At 36.0% G+C, this 17,882-nt stretch carries 13 protein-coding genes; 7 read left to right on the plus strand and 6 right to left on the minus strand.

What is annotated here, in order from left to right:
* Positions 1-232: 232 nt before the first annotated feature.
* The 6 genes from H8911_RS09390 to H8911_RS09415 form a co-directional block, all read right to left on the minus strand.
* Positions 233-868 carry an ECF transporter S component gene (locus H8911_RS09390; protein ID WP_117923624.1) on the minus strand — a complete coding sequence of 212 codons (636 nt, stop codon included), beginning with the start codon at positions 866-868 and terminating at the stop codon, positions 233-235.
* A 150-nt stretch (positions 869-1,018) separates the two neighbouring features.
* Positions 1,019-1,996 carry a S1C family serine protease gene (locus tag H8911_RS09395; RefSeq protein WP_186999460.1) on the minus strand — a complete coding sequence of 326 codons (978 nt, stop codon included), beginning with the start codon at positions 1,994-1,996 and terminating at the stop codon, positions 1,019-1,021.
* A gap of 61 nt (positions 1,997-2,057) precedes the next feature.
* The gene (locus H8911_RS09400) at positions 2,058-3,512 is read right to left on the minus strand and encodes a glutamate synthase subunit beta (RefSeq protein WP_186999461.1); all 1,455 of its coding nucleotides are present in this window, start codon (positions 3,510-3,512) and stop codon (positions 2,058-2,060) included.
* 15 nt (positions 3,513-3,527) lie between these two features.
* The gene (gene gltB / locus H8911_RS09405) at positions 3,528-7,967 is read right to left on the minus strand and encodes a glutamate synthase large subunit (protein ID WP_186999462.1); all 4,440 of its coding nucleotides are present in this window, start codon (positions 7,965-7,967) and stop codon (positions 3,528-3,530) included.
* 17 nt (positions 7,968-7,984) lie between these two features.
* On the minus strand, positions 7,985-9,568 hold the full coding sequence (gene asnB, locus H8911_RS09410) for an asparagine synthase B (RefSeq protein WP_186999463.1): 1,584 nt from the start codon (positions 9,566-9,568) through the stop codon (positions 7,985-7,987).
* A gap of 45 nt (positions 9,569-9,613) precedes the next feature.
* Complete coding sequence (locus H8911_RS09415) at positions 9,614-11,704, minus strand: glutamine synthetase III family protein (RefSeq protein WP_117923634.1); 2,091 nt, start codon at positions 11,702-11,704, stop codon at positions 9,614-9,616.
* Between the two features lie 189 nt (positions 11,705-11,893).
* Here H8911_RS09415 and H8911_RS09420 point away from each other — a divergent pair, with 189 nt between their 5' ends.
* From H8911_RS09420 to H8911_RS09450, 7 genes are read left to right on the plus strand one after another with little or no spacing between them, the layout of a single operon-like run.
* Positions 11,894-13,063 (plus strand): glutamine synthetase family protein, encoded by a 1,170-nt coding sequence (locus H8911_RS09420; RefSeq protein WP_186999464.1) that lies wholly within the window; start codon positions 11,894-11,896, stop codon positions 13,061-13,063.
* Positions 13,064-13,069: 6 nt separating this feature from the next.
* Positions 13,070-13,618, plus strand: a complete 549-nt coding sequence (locus H8911_RS09425) for an ANTAR domain-containing response regulator (protein WP_117923638.1) — start codon at positions 13,070-13,072, stop codon at positions 13,616-13,618.
* A complete protein-coding gene (gene ybaK / locus H8911_RS09430) occupies positions 13,615-14,100 on the plus strand; it encodes a Cys-tRNA(Pro) deacylase (RefSeq protein ID WP_186999465.1) in 486 nt (161 codons plus the stop codon). The genes H8911_RS09425 and ybaK overlap by 4 nt, the downstream gene beginning before the upstream one ends.
* A gap of 4 nt (positions 14,101-14,104) precedes the next feature.
* Positions 14,105-15,403, plus strand: a complete 1,299-nt coding sequence (locus H8911_RS09435; protein WP_186999466.1) for an alpha-amylase family glycosyl hydrolase — start codon at positions 14,105-14,107, stop codon at positions 15,401-15,403.
* A gap of 46 nt (positions 15,404-15,449) precedes the next feature.
* On the plus strand, positions 15,450-17,174 hold the full coding sequence (locus H8911_RS09440; protein WP_186999467.1) for a DUF5696 domain-containing protein: 1,725 nt from the start codon (positions 15,450-15,452) through the stop codon (positions 17,172-17,174).
* Positions 17,171-17,449 (plus strand): hypothetical protein, encoded by a 279-nt coding sequence (locus H8911_RS09445; protein ID WP_186999468.1) that lies wholly within the window; start codon positions 17,171-17,173, stop codon positions 17,447-17,449. The genes H8911_RS09440 and H8911_RS09445 overlap by 4 nt, the downstream gene beginning before the upstream one ends.
* A 9-nt stretch (positions 17,450-17,458) precedes the next feature.
* Positions 17,459-17,665 (plus strand): hypothetical protein, encoded by a 207-nt coding sequence (locus tag H8911_RS09450; protein ID WP_186999469.1) that lies wholly within the window; start codon positions 17,459-17,461, stop codon positions 17,663-17,665.
* Positions 17,666-17,882 lie beyond the last annotated feature (217 nt).

Raw genomic sequence — 17,882 nt, forward strand, 5'->3', positions numbered from 1 at the left:
GTTCTTTTTTATTCATTTGTGTTTGGCGGTTCGGAGTTTCACGAGATGAATAACCAGAACCGCCAAGTTCCTCTTGATGATTATTCACCTCATGAAGCTCTTCAAGAGCTTGCCTTTCTACAAGCGTTCTAATTATAGCACTGCCTGTAATAATTTGTCACTTACCACCCATTTGCAAAAGAGGAGCTATATATAAAAAAAATAGTGCAACCAAAGTTACACTATTCATTGACTATGCTTGTTGAGCAATTCCAACGTATCTTGAACTTAATGCAGTCGCTAAAGCCATGTTTGAAACAACAGCTACGATGACTTCAGGAATCATATTTGTTCCAATGACACCAGCCATAACACCGTTCAATGCAGCTTGGCTAATGCCTAAAGCTTGTGAGTATTGAGGACCGAATAAGATAACAATCAATCCTAATACCATGATTGTGTGGGATACTGTCGCAACAGCAGCTGCAATACCTGCAGCGACTGGAGTATTCTTTGCGTATTTTTTCGCAAATTTAAATACATAACCAGCAATCACACCCAATAAAATACGTGGTACTAAAGCTATAACTAAACTAAAGAAGTTACCAGAAATACCACCAACTGTGATAAATGGAGAGAAGACAAAGCTTGTGATTCCAGGTGTCATTGTAGCTCCAATTACGGAAGTACAACCAAATATGAATCCTAAGAAAGCACCGGCTGTAGGTCCCATTGTACTAGCCAAGATAATTACAGGCACGTGCATTAATGTAACACTTAATGCGTTGATACGTAAGTATCCAATTGGTGTTAAATACATGATGATTTCGATGGCTAAAAATAAAGCCAACAAGCACATCTGGCGTACTGATAGTTTTGATTTGTTCATATTTCCTCCTACTTTCGTTTCTTTTTAAGAATACGATGTAACTAATCGAATTGATATCTTCATACATAGATTATGGTCCTTAGATCCATATCCACAAAAAAACATCTTCAATAGTTTACAACAAAAAAAAACAGGAATCAAGTCCCTGTTTTAGTTCCAAAAATCAAATGGAGAAGAATAATCATCCGCATCATTGTTATAATAAGAAGATTGATTTGATGACTTACTTACATCTTTTCCTTCAAGCATAGTATTGATTGAATCTTTGACATCGCTGATCGCAATCGCATAGCCCATACCTTCTACATTCGTATCACTTAATTTGGCTGAGTTGATGCCAATCAATTCACCACTCATATTCAATAATGCTCCACCCGAGTTTCCTGGGTTAATAGCTGCATCGGTTTGAATATACGATTGTGATTTGTCTGTATCTGAACTTGTTGAAACACTACGATTTGTAGCCGATACAATACCTGTTGTAACACTTTGACCATAACCTAACGCATTACCAATCGCAACGACTTGTTCACCGACTTGTAGTTTGTCACTATCTCCAATTGTCGCAATCGCAATTTGTTTTAAAGTATCTTCACTTAAATCACTTGTCTTAATCGATATCACAGCTAAGTCACGATCAGCATCTACACCTTTTACTGTGGCTTCAACATTTGTATTATCCGCTAATGTACAAGTAAGTGTAGTTGCACCTTCAATGACGTGATAGTTTGTCAAAATATCGATTTCACCATACTTTTTATTAATGATAACACCACTACCGACACTTGTACTTTCTTGTTGCGTAAACGGATTGCTTCTTGAGTTATTTCCATACATACTAAAATAATTTTGTACATCTGATACCGAAACATTGGTAATCGATACAATACTAGGCATACAATTTTGAGCGACTGCACTCACGTTTGAAGTCGTTGAACTTGAAGTTTTCACAACATTTGTACTTTGAAGTGTTGTATCTTGTTTATTATAGTTATCAACCACATAGTTGACACCTTGAAAACTTCCGGCCGCAACTACACCAAATGTGGCCGCACTCAATACAAGCTTTGTACCTTTCTTTAATAATTTATGATTAGAATTTGGAATTTTTGGCATTTCATTTTTCATGTCCTTGTACCTCCTTATTTACAATACAAGGATATCGCAATAAGCTTAAATGAACTTTAAATTATTCCATATTTGTGTAACCCATTAAATACGTATCCACTTCTTTAGCACACTCTTTACCTTCGTGAATAGCCCATACAACTAAGGATTGACCTCTATGACAATCTCCAGCTGTAAAGTATTTGTCTTTGACTTGATAAGAATTTGGTTGTGTCACAATCGTATTTCTTTGTGAAGTTTCCAATTTAAAATTCTTCTTTAAATCATCTTCAACACCAATAAAACCAGCCGCAATCAATAATAAATCACAGTCTAAAATTTGTTCGGAACCCTTTACTTCTTCAAGTTTACCATTGTTAAAGTGGACTTTTACTGTCTTGATCTGTTTCAGATTTTGCTTTTCATCTAAAATACATTCCTTAATTGTTGTTTCGTAGATGCGAGGATCCTTTTTAAAGACGGCAATCGCTTCTTCTTGACCATAATCTGTCTTACAGATCTTTGGCCATTCGGGCCAAGGATTACTTTGAAGTCTTTCATCGGGTGCTTTAGGCATCATTTCAATTTGAACAACACTTGCACAACCCTGACGAATGCTTGTACCAACACAATCATTTCCAGTATCTCCACCACCGACAATCACGACATGTTTATATTTGGCAGAAATTTCTTCTGTGTTATCCAACAAATGTTTCGTAGCCTTAGTAAGGTAGTCCACTGCAAAATAAATGCCATTACAATCACGATTCTTTACATTTAGATCACGAGCCTTTTTAGATCCAGTCGCAAAGACAATCGCATCATATTCTTTTTCCAATTCCTTTTTGGTGATGTCTTTACCTACATTCACATTGGTTTTAAAGATGATTCCTTCTTCCAAAAGTATTTCGAATCTTCTTTGAATGACTTTCTTTTCAAGCTTCATATTTGGAATGCCATACATCAATAAACCACCAATACGATCTTCTTTTTCAAAGACTGTCACAGAATGGCCTCTTCGATTTAAATCGTGAGCAAGCGCAAGTCCTGCAGGCCCTGAACCAATGATGGCGACCTTTTTATCGGAGCGCACACTAGGAACATAAGGTGCCATCGATTTGTTAGTATAGGCTGTTTCAATCGTATACAATTCATTTTCTTTGATTGTGACTGGTTCTTGGTCTAAACCATTCAAACAAGCTTTTTCGCAAAGAGCAGGGCATACGCGACCGGTAAATTCAGGGAATGGATTGGTTTTTAATAATCTTGATAACGCTCTTTTATCGTTGCCATTATAGATTTCATCATTCCATTCTGGAATTAAGTTATGTAATGGGCAGCCTGTCACCATGTTTTTTAACTTAATAGCTGACTGACAAAAGGGAACGCCACAATTCATGCAGCGTGCACCTTGTTTACGTCTTGTTTCTTCATCTAAAAAAGGATGAAATTCATTAAAGTTTGTGATACGAGAAAGAGGTTGGATGGCCTCGTTTTCTTGTCTTTCATATTCTAAAAATCCTGTTGGTTTTCCCATAATCTTTCATCCTTTCTAAGCATGTACTTGTTCAAAAGCCATTAGACTGGCTTCATCATCATGATAGCCTTTGGCCTTTAATTCTTGAATCAATGTTGTGATCTTTTCATAATCTTTAGGTACGATCTTTTTAAAGTTGGATAATTCATGATCAAGATTTGATAAAATCTTTTGGGCAACATCTGAATTTGTATATTTGTAGTGATTCTTTAATAATTGCGTTAATGTTTCAATATTCGCTTTACCACTCACTTCATACGTATTGACTAATTGTTTATTTAAACGTGTATATAAATCATGGTTAGGATCATAAATATACGCAATACCACCAGACATGCCCGCTGCTAAGTTTTTACCAGTTTGACCTAAAATCACAACAGTACCGCCTGTCATATATTCAAGGCCATGATCTCCAACACCTTCGACTACAGCACTTGCTCCTGAGTTACGTACCGCAAAACGTTCACCGGCCATACCACGAATATAGGCTTCACCACTAGTAGCACCATACAAGGCCACATTACCAATAATGACGTTTTCATTTGGCTTGAAAGTCGCTTCTTTTTTAGGTTGAATGATCAACTTACCACCAGATAAGCCCTTGCCAAAGTAGTCATTCGCATCGCCATGAACATCTAAAGTGATTCCTTTTTGTACAAAAGCACCAAAAGATTGTCCTGCACCACCGTTACAATGAACAGTATATGTATCGTCTTGTAGAGTGTTATTAAATTGTTTTGTGACTACACTGGATAAAATAGTTCCGACTGTACGATCTGTACTTGAAATGGAGATTGTTTCCGCATGAGGTTTTTTCTCATTGAAATAAGGCTCAAACTTAGGAAGTAATATTTTCATATCTACCGTTTTTTCAAGTTCAAAATCGTATGTATCTTTTGGCTCATAATGAATATTGTAAGGTGTCATTAAAATGTTAGAGTAATCCATATTCGCATCTTCATTCACTTCTAGATTGTCCGTATGACCCACCATTTCATTGATTGTGTGGTAGCCAAGATCAGCCATAATTTCTCTTAATTCACGCGCAATAAACAGCATGAAATTCATGACATATTCTGGCTTTCCTTTGAAACGCTTTCTTAATTTTTGGTTCTGTGTAGCCACACCAAAAGGACAAGTATCTAGATTACATACACGCATCATCATACATCCCATAGTAACAAGTGGTGCAGTCGCAAAGCCAAATTCTTCAGCGCCTAATAAGCAGGCAATGGCTACATCTTTTCCGGTCATTAATTTTCCGTCGGTTTCAATTAAAACACGACTTCTTAAACCGTTCTCGACTAAGTTTTGGTGGGCTTGGGCCAAACCTAATTCCCATGGAAGACCCGCGTGGTGAATACTACTTTGGGAAGCCGCACCTGTTCCTCCATCATAGCCAGAAATTAAGACGACGGTAGCTCCGGCTTTGGCAACACCAGATGCAATCGTACCAACACCCGCTTCGGAGACAAGCTTAACACTAATTCGAGCTTTTGGATTGGCATTTTTTAAGTCGTAGATCAATTGAGCTAAATCTTCAATGGAATAGATGTCGTGGTGAGGAGGAGGGGAAATTAAAGATACACCTGGCGTTGAATATCGAGTTTTCGCAATCCATGGATAGACTTTTTTGCCTGGCAAGTGTCCACCTTCACCTGGTTTTGCACCCTGTGCCATTTTGATCTGGATTTCTTTGGCACTGACTAAATATTCTTCGGTGACGCCAAAACGACCGCTCGCCACTTGCTTAATAGCGGAATTCTTTTCTGTACCTAAACGTTCTGGTTTTTCACCACCTTCACCTGAATTGGATTTACCACCCAATCGATTCATGGCGATGGCCATACATGTATGGGCTTCTTCAGAGATAGAACCATAGCTCATGGCACCTGTCTTAAAGCGTTTTACGATTTCGTATTCGCTTTCCACTTCCGATAATGGGATTGAATTTCTTGTCTTTTTAAAGTGCAATTGACTCCTTAAATGATGTTTTTGATTATTTGAATTCAATTCACTGGAATATTCTTTAAATAAATCGTAGTTATTGGTTTGTGTAGCTCTTTGAAGTTTCACAATGGTTTCAGGAGAATATAAGTGATCCTCTTTTCCATCACCTTTTCTAAGTTTATGGAATCCAATGGAATCTAGACTTGTATCGGTTGTAAGTCCTAATGGATCATAAGCACGATCATGATGATAGATCAAATCTTTTTCAATATCTTCTAAAGTGATGCCCTCCACTTCACTAATAGTGTTTGTGAAGTAGGTATCGATAACTTCTTTAGAGATGCCAATGGCTTCAAAGATTTGAGCGCCTTGATACGATTGAAGCGTTGAAATACCCATTTTTGCGGCAATCTTAACAATACCTTTTAAAATGGCTTCGTTATAATCATCAATCGCAATATTTACTTCTTTATCTAACATATTCAATTGAATCATTTCTTCAATACATTCATGTGCTAAATATGGATAGATGGCAGTTGCACCATAACCTAAAATCGTTGCGAATTGATGAACATCTCTTGGTTCACCACTTTCTAGAATGATGGATACATCGGTTTTCTTTTTCGTCTTAACTAAGTGTTGTTCTAAGGCAGACACAGCTAAAAGACTTGGAATGGCCATGTGACCTTCATCGACACCTTTATCGGAAAGAATCAAAATATTGGCGCCATTTCGATAGGCTTTATCACATTCAATAAATAAGTTTTCTAATGCTTCTTTTAACGATGTGCCACGATAGAATAATAGAGAAATCGTTTCATTTTTAAATCCTGTCTGATTTAATTGACGAATCTTATCCATATCGCGTGATGTTAGAATGGGATTATTGACCTCTAAGACGGTACAGTTGCCGGATTTATCTTGGAGCAGGTTTCCATCACTACCAATATAGATGGTTGTATCTGTGACAACTTCTTCACGTAAAGAATCAATTGGTGGGTTGGTTACTTGGGCGAAGAGTTGTTTAAAGTAATGGAATAAACTTAAATGATTTTGGGAATAAATTGCCAAAGGAATATCGGTACCCATCGCACTTGTTGGTTCAATTTTTACGCGGGCCATTGGTAAAATAATATCTTTTACATCTTCATAGGTATAGCCGAAGACTTTATAAAGAATATCTCTTTCATGTTGCGAGTGGATGTGTGTTTTTTTATCAGGAGCTGGTAGATCCTTCAGGTATAATAAGTGGTTATCTAACCATTCTCCATATGGATTTGAAGAGGCATATTCATTTTTAAGATCATAGTCTTCAATCAATTTCTTTTTCTTGGTATCCACAAGTAGCATTTTACCGGGTTCAAGTCTTGATTTTTTTACGATTTTCTTTTCATCAATATCCAATACACCAACTTCACTTGATAAAATCAACATGTTGTCGCTTGTTAGGTAGTAACGACTTGGTCGAAGTCCATTACGGTCAAGTACAGCTCCGACTTTTTGCCCATCACTAAATAAAATAGCGGCTGGACCATCCCATGGTTCCATCATTGTGGCATAGTAATGGTAGAAATCTTTCTTCTTTTGATCCATGGTTTGGTGTTTCCATGGTTCTGGAATCAAGATCATAACGGCTTTTTCAAGTGGCATGCCATTCATGACTAAGAATTCTAGGGCGTTATCTAACATGGCAGAATCGGAACCCGAAGTATTGATGATGGGTAAGATCTTACTTGAATTTTCATCCAAGAATTTTGAATGCATACTTTCTTCACGTGCTAACATCTTATTGACGTTGGCACGGATGGTATTGATTTCACCGTTGTGGGCAATATAGCGGTTTGGATGCGCTCTTTGCCATGATGGTGTTGTATTGGTAGAAAAACGTGAGTGTACGATCGCAATCGCAGACTTATAGTTTTCATCTTGTAAATCAAAATAGAATTTTCTTAATTGAGAAACGAGAAACATACCTTTATAAACAATGGTACGACTGCTTAATGAGGCCACATAGGTTTCTTTACAACTCTTTTCAAATTCGCGTCGAATCACATATAGCTTTTGTTCTAGATCTGTATCGCCTTGGACAAAGGCTTGGTAAATGCTAGGCATACAATCTTTGGCTTTTTGGCCGAGGATGGAATCATCACATGGAACTTTTCGCCAAGTGATGAATGTGCATCCTTCTTGTTCGACAAGTTTTTCAAACATTTTTTTGTGTTGGTTTAAAAGCAGTTTATTTCTTGGCAAGAAAAACATACCGACACCATAGTGTTCGGGTAGTTTGATGTTGTCTTTCTTTAATGTGTTGCGAAAAAAGTCATCACTGATTTGAAGGAGAATACCAACTCCATCACCCACTTTACCACTGGCATCTTTACCAGCGCGGTGTTCTAGTTTTTCTACAATGTGCAATGCTTTGTCTAAGACATCATAGCTTTGTTTGCCATCGATTTGAACTACGGTACCAATACCGCAGGCATCGTGTTCGATTTCATAATTCATAATTTACACAATCCTTTCTATTTTCCACTGTCTCCATAGTTTGATAAATAACGAGCACTCGGATCGTTGACGTTACATCCTTGCCAGTTTTTATTTGGCATCCAGAAATCTTTGATCATGCCTGCCTGTTCAGGGTAGTAAGATTCAAAAATTTCACGATATAATAGAGACTCTTTTGTGAATGGAGTACAGTATTTATATTGTTTGATTTTTTCTTCAAATTCAGCATCTGTATACTGCTTTTCGGCATATTCTTTAATATCATCACTTAATGAGTGACCGACCGCATCGGAGAAGGCGGCTTTTTCTCGCATTAAAATATCGTAAGGAAGAATTTCGTCTTTTTCAAACGCATGACGAAGTAAATATTTTCCTTTATTGTACGTATTCATTTTCTTTTTTGGATCTATAGCCATAACGTATTTGACAAAATCTAAATCGCCAAAGGGAACACGGGCTTCAATGGAGTTTGTGGAAATACAGCGATCGGCTCTTAATACATCGTACATATATAGTTCATGTACTCGTTTAACACTTTCTTGTTGGAATTCTTGGGCGCTTGGGGCAAAATCTGTATATTTGTAGCCAAACAATTCATCACTGATTTCTCCAGTTAGTAATACGCGAATGTTACTTTGTTCATGAATGGCTTTACAGATGAGATACATTCCAATGCTGGCGCGAATGGTTGTGATGTCAAAAGTAGCCAAAGTTTGAATGACGGATTTGATAGCATTTAAGACATCTTCTTTATTAATAATGATTTCATGGTGGTTAGAGCCAATAAAGTTAGCGACTTCTTTGGCATATTTTAAATCGATTGCATCTTCTTCCATTCCAATCGCATAGGTTTCAATGGGTTTATTGAGTAATTTTTGACTGATGGCACAAACTAGACTTGAATCTAATCCTCCACTCAATAAGAATCCTAGTGGGGCATCGGCATCCAATCTTTTCTTGACACCCTCCACTAATTTATCGTGAATATTGGAACAGATTGTTTCTAGATCTGAAGTGATTACTTCATCAACTTTAGTAATGTCTAAGTAACAAGTGAATTTGCCATCGGCATAATAGTGTCCTGGAGGGAATGGAAAGATTTGTTCGACAATGGAAACTAGGTTTTTGGCTTCAGAGGCAAAGACAATATTATGATTTTGATCATAGCCATAAAATAATGGACGGATTCCGATTGGGTCTCTGGCGGCAATAAAATCGTTTTTCTTGGCATCATAAATAATGCAGGCGTATTCAGCGTCTAATTTTTTAAACATATCTAAGCCGTATTTTTCATAGAGTGGTAGAAGAATTTCACAGTCGCTTTGTGAGACAAATGTATAGCCGTTTTTTTCAAGTTCATCTTTGATGGCTCGAAAGCCATAGATCTCACCGTTACATACGACATAATTTCCATTTCTTTTAAATGGCTGCATGCCAAGAGGACTTAGTCCCATGATGGATAGTCTTTGAAAGCCTATATAGCCGCATCCGACTTCTTGAATTCTTTCGTCGTCTGGACCTCTTGTATATGTCGCAAGTAATGCTTGATGAATGGATTCTTTATCTACTTTTAATGATTTATATCCAATAATTGTACACATAAATTACATCTCCTTTATAGACGGAAAAACCGGGCGTATGCCGGTTTATTGAATTCCGAATAATAATTTTCCATATGTTGGAAATGGCCAATCTCTATTAGAAGTAATGACTTCAAGTTCGTCGCATGGTTTTCTTAAGGCGGCCATGTCTTGGATAATGAAGTCTCTTACATAGAAGGCTGATTTTTCAAAATCATCAATTTCATGTAGTTTTTTAACATCGTTTTCAAGTGTCATCATAGCTTGGTAAGCTTCGGTTAAATATTCACTGACTTTTTTAGCTGTTTCAAGTTCATAGGTTAAGTCGATACCGATTGCCTTTTTATTTGCGATGGTATCTGTCAATTCTTTAGAGAACTTACTTGCGGCTGGTAAAATGTCTTTTTTCGCGATGTCTAACATGGTCAATGCTTCAATGTTGATTTGTTTTTCGTATTCATCCATTAAAATCTCATATCTTGATTCCACTTCTTCTTTAGATAAAACTTTTTGTCTTTCAAATAGGGCAATGTTTTCTTCGGTTTTGAAGTATGGAAGGGCATCTGGCGTTGTCTTTAAGTTTAATAAGCCTCTAGACTCTGCTTCTTTAACCCAAGAATCATCATATCCGTTGCCATTGAAGATAATGCGCTTGTGGTTTTTGATAGTATCTTTGATCAAAGCATGTAATGTAGTGTCAAAATCATCGCTAGCTTCAAGAATGTCCGCAAATTTTTCGATTTCATCCGCAATGACTGTATTTAACACAATATTGCATCCGGCAATACTTGAGTTAGATCCGGGCATTCTGAATTCGAATTTGTTTCCTGTAAATGCGAATGGAGAAGTACGGTTACGGTCGGTTGAATCTTTAGGGAATTTAGGAAGAACGGTTGCTCCAATCTTCATCAATTCTTTTTCTTTTCCATCATATGGTTTGTCTTCTTCAATGGCCTTTAATACAGCAGTTAATTCATCACCTAAGAAAATAGAGATAATAGCTGGAGGCGCTTCATTAGCACCTAGTCTATGATCGTTACCTGCAGTGGCTACGCTTAATCGTAGTAAGTCTTGGTGTTCATCTACAGCTTTAATAATAGTAGCTAAGAAGACTAAAAATTGTGCGTTTTCATGAGGTGTATCGCCTGGTTCTAATAAGTTGATTCCTGTATCCGTAGATAAAGACCAGTTATTGTGTTTACCACTTCCGTTGATTCCTTCAAATGGTTTTTCATGAAGTAGGGCAACCAATCCATGTTTTTTCGCAACTCTTTGAATCAATTCCATTGTCAATTGGTTGTGGTCTGTTGCGATATTTGTCGTTGTAAAGATTGGGGCTAATTCATGTTGAGCAGGTGCTACTTCATTGTGTTCAGTTTTTGCCAAGATGCCAAGTTTCCATAACTCTTTATTTAAATCGGACATAAATTCTTGAACACGACTTTTGATTGTTCCAAAATAATGATCTTCCAATTCTTGTCCTTTAGGGCATGGTGCACCAAATAATGTACGTCCTGTATAGATCAAGTCTTTTCTTTGTTCATAATATTTCTGGTCAACTAAGAAATATTCTTGTTCAGGTCCGACGGTTGTTTTAATGGTTTGAACATCGTCATTGCCAAATAATTTCACAATACGTAAGGCTTGTTTATTAATGGCCTGCATACTTCTTAATAGTGGTGTTTTCTTATCTAGGGCGTGTCCTGAGTAAGAGCAGAAAGCGGTTGGAATACAAAGAACTCCGTTTTTAATAAAGGCATAGCTTGTTGGATCCCAAGCTGTATATCCTCTTGCTTCAAATGTGGCTCTTAATCCACCATTTGGAAAACTTGAGGCGTCTGGCTCACCTTTGATTAATTCTTTTCCACTAAATTCCATAATGACTTTGCCATCTTTATCTGGATTGATGAAGCCATCATGCTTTTCAGCTGTAACTCCTGTCATTGGTTGGAACCAGTGTGTATAGTGTGTTGCTCCTTGTTCTAAGGCCCATTCTTTCATAGCGTGGGCTACCGCGTTTGCGATTTTGATATTTAACTGTTTTCCATCGCGAATTGTTTTTTCTAATTCGCGATATGTATCTTTTGCGAGCTTTTCTCGCATAACAGATTCATCAAAAACTTTACTTCCAAAAATTTCTTCTACGATCGATTTCATAATGGCTCTCCTTTACATAAAAAAAGGGCAAGGACACTAAAAAAACTAGGGTTTGACCTATGTTTTCTTTGGCGTCCTTGCCATGTATGCATTCATTATAAACAGATATTTTGTGTTGTCAATGAAAAAAATGTAAAATGATTTGAAAACAGGATGAAAATAGTGTATTAATTATTTGAGGTGAATTGTATGACGTATAATGATGTATTAAATTTTTGTGAAGAACAAGACGTTCGATTTATTCGTCTTTCTTATTTTGATATGTATGGTACACAGAAAAATGTTTCTGTTTTGCCAACCGAATTAAAAAGGGCATTTGTGGAGGGGATTAGCTTTGATGCCAGTGCCATTGATGGCTTTCTAGATGAAGTGCATAGTGATCTATTCTTATATCCAGATCCAAACACTATGAGTATCTTGCCATGGCGCAGTATGGATGGAAGTGTCATTCGTATGTATTGTGATATTAAATATCCGGATGGGACGCCTTTTGAAAGGGATGTGCGCTATATATTAAAGAAAGCGGTCAATAAAGCGAAAGAAATGGGAATCAGTGTTAACTTTGGTTCAGAATTTGAATTCTATTTATTTAAGCAGGATGAAAATGGAGAAAATACTTATGTCCCATTGGATCGTGCGGGGTATATGGATATTTCACCATTAGATAAAGGGGAAAATGTTCGTCGTGAGATTTGTTTAACATTATCGGAAATGGGAATTGATCCAGAGGTTTCGCATCATGAGATGGGTCCTGGGCAAAATGAGATTGATTTTCGTTATTCAAGTGCTTTACAAGCAGCGGATAATGCGGCTACATTTAAATGGGTTGTAGAGGCTTTAGCGAATATGCAGGGTTTAGTCGCTGACTTTTCACCAAAACCTTTAGAGGATCAGCCCGGTAATGGGATGCATATTAATATGAGTGTAGATCAACATGAAGAGTTGTTGATGCCTTTTATGGCGGGTATTTTAAATCGTATTGAAGAGATGACAGCCTTTTTAAATCCAACTAAACACTCCTACAAGCGTTTTGGGAAGGATAAGGCGCCAAGCTATATTTCTTGGTCGTATCAGAATCGTAATCAATTGATTCGTATTCCGGCTACACATTCGACAAATCGTATGGAGTTAAGAAGCCCGGATTGTAGCTGTAACATATATCTTACATATGCCTTATTGATTTATGCCGGTTTAGAGGGGATTGAAAAGAACATGGTACCCGATCCTTGTACGGATATTGTATCGAGTGATACGAGAAAGCTTCCTCAAAGTTTAAAAGAGGCAAAGGTAAAGGCTTTGAATTCGGATTGGTTAAAACAAGTTTTAGGAAAAGATGTAGTGGATATTTATGTTGGGTAAGTGCGTATGGAGGCAAGTAAAGTATTAGTACTTGGAAATGAGAATTTCTTAGCTTTATTAAAAAATACGGCCAATTATCAATATGTACTTTCGAAGACATATAATGATGCATTAAATAAGTTGAGAAATACGCATTTTGAGATTGTTGTGATTTTATATTCGCAAACGACAAGTGGGCTTTTAAATTTTGCGAAGAGTTTAAATACACAAGTTCTTTTGGTGTGCAATAAGGAAATCTATGATCAAGTTTCATATCAGTGTAAAGATAGTGGTATAATAGTTCTGTCGTATCCCATCAAGAAGCAGTTGTTGTATGAAGCATTTCAGATTCTTATGAGTGTGAATAGGCGAATCCGACTTTATGAAAAGAAGATCAGTAAGCTTGAACAGAAATATTTAGAGTTGAAGATGGTGGATCATTGTAAGTTGGTTTTGATTTCAAATTATCATTGGAGTGAAGACAAGGCGCATCACTATATTGAAAAGATAGCGATGGAGCAGAATAAGACGAAATTCTTGGTGGCTAAAGAGTTATTAGAGGAGTTTCAAACATGAAAAAGATTCAAAAGACCAATGCGATGCGTTTTCTAGATCAGCATAAAGTAGAATATGAAGCGCATACGTATGAACATAAAGATGGTGATCCCGTAGATGGTGTGCATGTTGCGAATATGTTACATCAGCCGGTGGAAGCGGTGTATAAAACTTTAGTTACACAGGCAAACACAAAGGAATACTTGGTGTATATGCTTCCAGTTGAAAAGGAATTGGATTTAAAGAAGTGCGCAAAAATAGCCGGAGTCAAATCTTGTGAAATGATCCATGTGAAGGACATCAATAAGATTACGGGCTATATTCGTGGTGGTTGTTCTCCACTAGGTATGAAGAAGCAATTTCGTACGTTTATTGAAATGGATTGTTTAAATCAAGATAAGATCTATTTTAGTGCAGGTAAGATTGGTATGCAGATTGAGATGGATCCAAAGACATTGATTGATTTAATTCATGTTCAAGCAGGCGATATCACAAAGGAGTAATTTTATGTGGGCGTATGAGAGTGTATTTTATCAAATCTATCCTTTTGGAGCTTGTGGAGCGCCATTTGAGAATGATCATGTTCTAGAACATAGAATTCATAAATTAGAGGATTTTATTCCTCATTTAAAGAAATTAAACATAGACTGTATACTATTGAATCCAATTTTTGAAAGTCGTACGCATGGCTATGATACAACGGATTTTAAAACGTTGGATACAAGATTGGGTACCAATGAGGACTTAAAGGAAGTTGTAAATCAATTCCATGAAAATGGTATTCAAATTATTTTAGATGCCGTATTTAATCATGTGGGACGTGATTTCTTTGCGTTTCAAGATGTATTAGAAAAGAAGTGGGATTCACCTTATAAGGATTGGTTCTATATTGATTTTAATGGAAACAATCACTACAACGATGGCTTCTGGTACCAGGATTGGGAAGGCAATGACATCTTAGTGAAGTTGAATCTTCAAAATTCACAAGTAGTAGAATACATTTTAAGTGTAGTGGATTTCTGGCAAGAAGAATTTAAAATTGATGGTTTAAGATTAGATGTAGCGTATTGTTTGGATAAAAATTTCCTACAAACTTTACACAATCATGTAGATAGAGATTTCTTCCTTTTAGGTGAAACTTTACATGGTGACTATAATCAATGGATGAATGAGAATATGTTGGATTCTGTCACAAATTATGAGTGTTATAAAGGATTGTATTCGAGCTTTAATTCAGCTAATTTCTATGAGATTCTTTATTCATTGAATCGTCAATTTGGCAAAGATCCATGGTGTTTATATACGGGTAAGCATTTGTTTAACTTTGTGGATAATCATGATGTAGAAAGAGTTGCGTCGATTTTAGAGGATAAAAACCAATTGCCTTTAATTTATACCATGTTATTTACAATGCCAGGTATTCCATGTATTTATTATGGCAGTGAATGGGGTATGGAAGGTACAAAAAATTGGAATGATACGGATCTTAGACCGGAAATCAAAGTGTTTGAATGGAATGAATTAACGGATACCATTCAAAAGTTAATCCATTTGAAACATAATCATTCCGCTTTATCTTATGGAGACTATACACAGATTGGTATCACAAATACGGCTTGTATTTATCAAAGACAAGATGAAAAGGAATGTCTATGGATTTGTATGAATATGAAGAGTGTTGTTCAAACATTAGGTTTTAATGGTCAAGGTAATTTCATCGACATGGAAACCAATGAAGAACTTTATATTCATAACTCACTTGAGTTCAAGCCTTATGAAGTAAAATTATTAAAGAAAGTATCGTAATGGATACTTTTTTTCATATGATATAATTTAGAAGAGGTATTTGTATATGGAAAATTGGATTCGAAATCATGATTCGTTTTATGTAACGAAAGATGATCAAAAAATAAGTTTTAGTGATGATTTCATCAAGTCAGAAGAAAGAACAACAGGATTAGGTAAGGGTATTTATAGCACGTATAAATATTTTGATACATATATTTGGAAAGAAGATAGTACGAATCATTATTATTTTGAGTGGATTCCTAAAGTGGATGAAAATATTAAAGAGGTTCATTTTCCAGATAGTTTTGTATGTGAAGACAAGGATGGCTATTCAACTATTCCTTATATGCAAGGGTTATTGATTCCCAATCGATATGAGTATGATTATAGTCATATTGCCTTTGATGGTCAGTTTACAAGTTGTGCTGCCTATATGCCTTGGCTTAGTCAAACCAATAATGGAAAAGGGTATATCGCAATCAATGAAACGCCTTGGGATTCTAAATATACAATTGATCATGATGATAAGGGGACAAGGCTTCAATTTGTATGGTTAACAAGTTTAGGTAAGATGCGATATAAGCGTGTTGTTCGATATACTTTTGAAAGTAATATGGATTATAATCGTGCGTGTAAGATTTATCGAGAGTATGTTAAAGAAAGTGGCTTATTTAAATCTTTAAAGGAAAAAGAAGTTACACTTTCTAAAATATCAGATCTTCAACAGTGTGCTGTTGTACATACGGGTATTAAGGCACATACGGAAAAGGATTCACGTTTTTATAATGGACAACAGGATGTGATTCATTCTTTTGATTCGGTAAAAGAGATGATTCAAAGTCTTCATAAATTAGGCTCGAACAAACTTTATCTTCATTTGGATGGTTGGGCAGATCCTGGCTACGACAATTGTCATCCGGATTATTTGCCGGCATGTATTGAAGCTGGTGGATGGGCTGGTTTAAAGAATTTACAGGATAGTTTAAGTTCTCAAAATGATTTATTTGGCTTACATGATCAGTATCGTGATTATTACTATACGGCTAAAACACATGATGAAAACCAAGCCATTCAATTAGAGGATGGTGAAGTGTTTGAGCATGCCAATTGGGCTGGGGGAAGACAAAACTACTTGTGTGCAAGTCTAGCACCGAAGTATGTAAAAAGAAACTACACTGAAATCTTAAAACATATTAATTTGGATTGTGTATACTTAGATGTATTTTCTTGTAATGAAATGGATGAGTGTTTTAATCCAGAACATTTAATGACAAGAAAAGAGTGTATGGAATATAGAAGGGCTTGTTTTCAATATATGACAAATAGAGGAATCATACCTTCAAGTGAAGAGTGCAGTGATTGGGCCATGCGTGAACTTGTGTTCTCTCATTATGGTCCTTATGAATTTATGATGAAAGAAGAAAATGAGAAAAGAATGGGAATAGCAGTACCTTTATTTAATCTTGTGTATCATGATTGTTTTATTTTGCCTTGGCCAATGGATAAAAAACAAGAAGACTATATGTTGTATGCGTTATTAAATGGTGGTATTCCATATGTGGTAAGGAATGCACCTTATGATAATGTGGATGGTAATTTTGGCTCTGATGGCTTATCCATAGAAGATCGAATTAAACGTGCAAATGTTGTTCTAGATTTTTATCAAAAAATCAAGGATGAAGAAATGGTAGAACATAAAATCATCAATGATCATATTCAACAGACCACTTTTAGTAATAATATCACAGTTGAAATCGATACAAAGGAGAATACGTATAGAATTGTATGAAAATATTAGTTTTGGTTTTACTATTATTAACATGCTGTACAAAGGCACAACCAGAACTTAGAGAAACTAAAGAAGTTCAAACTTCAATACCTTATTCAGATGAGGAATTGATTGAAAGTGCAAATGACCAAATTGAGGATGAAGCATATTATGTGGATTCAATAACTCAACAGTCGGATACAGAAGTGTGGTTTTCATTAAAGAATAAAGATTTAAACAAGCAATATGTCTTTAAATATGAAGGTGATGAGTTAATTCCAGATCGAATAGAGTAGGTAAGAAGTATGTTAAGTAGAAAACAAATGATTGGACTTGCGATCACTCGAATGATGATGCAGGATAAGTGGGCTGAAAAGTATGATCCGGATAATCGTTTTGGGATCAATCAATATGATTATAATTTGGAGAAAGACTATTTATTCGCGCTTCAAAGGGAATGGAAGAATTCTATTTGGGATTCGGATAAGGTTGAAAAATATGTAATGTTCTAGACTATACAAGCTTTGATGAATATGAAGAGGATGTTGAAGAGTGTCTTGCACGTCTTAAAAAACAGGAAGAGTAAAAGCAGGAAAAGCTCCTAATTAAAGGCGCTCTAAAATAGTGTAGGGTTATGTGAAAATACCGGCTTTAAATTATTGTAGGGTTTCCGTATTAGGTTAAGAAAACTTAAATTTATGAATTTACTAAAAATGGGTCATATTCACC

The sequence above is a fragment of the Holdemanella hominis genome (assembly GCF_014306155.1).
Taxonomy (GTDB): Bacteria; Bacillota_I; Bacilli_A; order Erysipelotrichales; family Erysipelotrichaceae; genus Holdemanella; species Holdemanella hominis.